3 protein-coding genes are annotated in these 2763 nt (G+C 72.8%); all 3 read left to right on the top strand.

Annotated features, from left to right (window positions below; genetic code table 11):
• Positions 1-463: hypothetical protein (locus tag VFF46_RS18165; RefSeq protein ID WP_325038326.1), on the top strand; the 463-nt coding region annotated here is incomplete at its 5' end.
• 133 nt (positions 464-596) lie between these two features.
• Complete coding sequence (locus VFF46_RS18160) at positions 597-1280, top strand: response regulator transcription factor (protein ID WP_325038325.1); 684 nt, start codon at positions 597-599, stop codon at positions 1278-1280.
• 2 nt (positions 1281-1282) lie between these two features.
• Positions 1283-2590, top strand: coding sequence for a HAMP domain-containing sensor histidine kinase (locus VFF46_RS18155; RefSeq protein ID WP_325038324.1), 1308 nt, complete (start codon positions 1283-1285; stop codon positions 2588-2590).
• The last annotated feature ends 173 nt before the right edge of the window (positions 2591-2763 follow it).

Here is a 2763-nt window from a genome sequence, read left to right as displayed (position 1 = left end):
CGGGCTGGCCGGTGACCTGCGGAAGCTGTCGTCGCCGATCGGGAAGGTACCCGCGGTGGGCGACGAGCTGCGGGCGCCGATCGACAGCGCAGCCGGTGCCGCGGGCAAGCTCGCACAGGCGGGGCGGGACCAGGTACATGCGGTGGACCAGTTGGCGTACGTACTCGCGGGCGTCACGATCGGCCTGCCGGTGTTGTTCGCCGTACTGATCTGGGTGCCGCGGCGGATCCGGTTCTCCCGCCGGGCGAGCGCGGCGCAGAAGTTCATCGACAGCGCCGCGGACCTGGACCTGTTCGCACTGCGCGCGATGGCGAACCAGCCGATGCACAAACTCGCCAGGATCTCCGACGACCCGGTCGCCGCCTGGCGCGCGGGCGACACCGACGTGATCACCCGCCTCGCCGGCCTGGAACTGCGCAGCACCGGCCTGAAACCGCCACCCCGGACCTCCGTCACTGAGTAACCCCGCCCCGGCACCGTCGGCCTCCGGCCGCCGAGCGTGGCCGCCCGTCCGAGGCGGAGGTTGGTCAGTGACGCACGTCCGCTTGAACCCCGCTTGAGGCTGCGTTGAGCATGCGGCGGCTACCCTCGGTTCCATGGCGCGGGTGCTTCTGATCGAGGACGACGATGCGATTCGGGCGTCGTTGGGGAAGTCTCTGACGGCGGCCGGGCACGTCGTGTCGGCGGTCGCGGCCGGTGCCGACGGGGTCGCGGCCGTGGCCCGGGAGAAGCCCGAAGTACTGCTCCTCGACCTGGGCCTGCCGGATCTTGACGGGCGGGACGTACTGGCGATGGTGCGGGCGGTCAGCGACGTACCGGTGATCGTGGCGACGGCCCGCGACGACGACGCCAGCGTCGTACGGCTGCTCGACGCGGGCGCGGACGACTACGTGATCAAGCCGTTCAGCGCGGCCCAGATGGACGCCCGGATCCGGGCCGTACTGCGGCGCCTCGGGACCGACCAGCAGGGCGAGTCGACCGTCGAGGTCGGCGGCCTGCGGATCGACCCGCGCAGCCGCGAGGTCACCGTGGACGGCGCCGCGGTGGACCTGACCCGCAAGGAGTTCGACCTGCTGCTGGCGTTGTCGCGGCGGCCCGGAGCCGTCGTCAGCAAGCGGGAACTGCTCGCCGAGGTGTGGGGGCTGCCGTGGGGCGGCGGCGACCGGACCGTCGACGTACACCTGTCCTGGCTCCGCCGGAAACTCGGCGAGACGGCGGCCGCGCCGCGGTTCCTGCACAGCGTGCGCGGCGTCGGGGTCAAGCTCGCGGCGGACGGCTGAGCATGCGCCGCAGGATCCTCCTCCTCTCGGTCGGTATGACCACGCTGGTCGTGCTCGCGTTCGCGATCCCGCTGGTGCTGCTGCTCCGCAGTACGACCGCCAGCGAATCGAAGGACAAGGCGCGCAACCGGGCCGAGACCGTCGCGTACTACGTCGGCGACCAGGGCCGCACCGCCGACGACATCACCGCGTATCTCAACGGGCTGCCGCCGGCGCCGGGGAAGATCTCCGTGCGGATGCCCGACGGTACGACGCTGGGCAACCCACCGCCGGGCGGAGTGCCGACGCCACAGGACGTGCCGGCCGAGTACGGCGACGACGGCGACAAGAAGGGCCCACCGAAGGTCGGGAACGCGGACTACCGCGACGTGGGCGGCGGCGTCGCGGTCGACGTCGGCGTCGGTACGCCGAACGGCACCGCCTCCGTCTGCCTCTACCTGACCGCCGACGAGCTGTACGCCGGCCTGGTGCCGCGCGTCTGGATCCTGATCGGCGGCAGCCTGCTCGTCCTGCTGCTCAGCATCGCCGGCGCCGAACTCGTCTCCCGGCGGCTCGCGCGGCCGCTCGAGGAGACCGCGAGTACGGCCGAACGCCTCGCCCGCGGCGACATGGACGCCCGCGCCCCGACCACCGGCCCCGCCGAGGTCGCCAAGGTCGGCTCCGCGCTGAACGGGCTCGCGGACCGGATCGACGAAGTGATCGCCGTCGAACGCGAGGCCGTCGCGGACCTCTCGCACCGGTTGCGTACCCCGTTGACCGCGCTCCGCCTGCAGGTCGAGGCGCTGCCCGACCGGGAGAGCGCCGAGGAGCTGAACACCCAGGTCACCAGCCTCGAGCGGACGTTGACCGCGGTGATCAGCGCGGCCCGCCGCCCACAGCGCGAAGGGCGGGTGCCGCACTCGGATGCCGTGGAGGTGACGCGGCAACGGGCCGCGTTCTGGGAGCCGCTGTTCGAGGACCAGGGCCGTGAGCTCGCCCTGGACCTGCCCGGCAATCCGGCGCCGGTACGCTCGTCCGCCGAAGACCTCGGCGCCGCCCTCGACGCCCTCGTCGAGAACGTCGTCGCCCACACCCCCGACGGCACCCCCGCCCGCATCACCCTCACCCGCACCGACGGCACCGTCCACATCGTCGTCGCCGACAAAGGCCCCGGCATCCCCCTCGGCGCCGGCGAACGCGGCCGCAGCGACCGCGGCTCCACCGGCCTCGGCCTCGACATAGCCCGCCGCTGCGCCGAAGCCGCCGGCGGCGCCCTCACCCTGCACCCCAACCAGGTCGAACTAACCCTCAAATCAACCACAACCCCCTGAGCCCTGGGCGGTTTCCCCGCCCGCCCCGAGAAGGTGGTGAGGTGCGAGGTGGTTGCGCGAGTGGGAGATGGACGTCCCCGCCCACCCCCAGCAGGTGGCGAGGTGGGAGGTGGTTGCGGGGGGCGGAGGTGGTTTTCCCGCCCACCCACCCCGAGTTGGTGGTGGGTGTGGGG

Origin of the sequence: Kribbella sp. (assembly GCF_035655035.1) — a bacterium.
GTDB lineage: Bacteria > Actinomycetota > Actinomycetes > Propionibacteriales > Kribbellaceae > Kribbella.
This window is presented reverse-complemented; position numbering and strand designations above follow the sequence as displayed.

Bases quoted from the DNA above. Each gene is read 5' to 3' on its own strand.
- VFF46_RS18160 (WP_325038325.1), top strand. From the start codon at position 597: ATGGCGCGGGTGCTTCTGATCGAGGACGACGATGCGATTCGGGCGTCG.
- VFF46_RS18155 (WP_325038324.1), top strand. From the start codon at position 1,283: ATGCGCCGCAGGATCCTCCTCCTCTCGGTCGGTATGACCACGCTGGTC.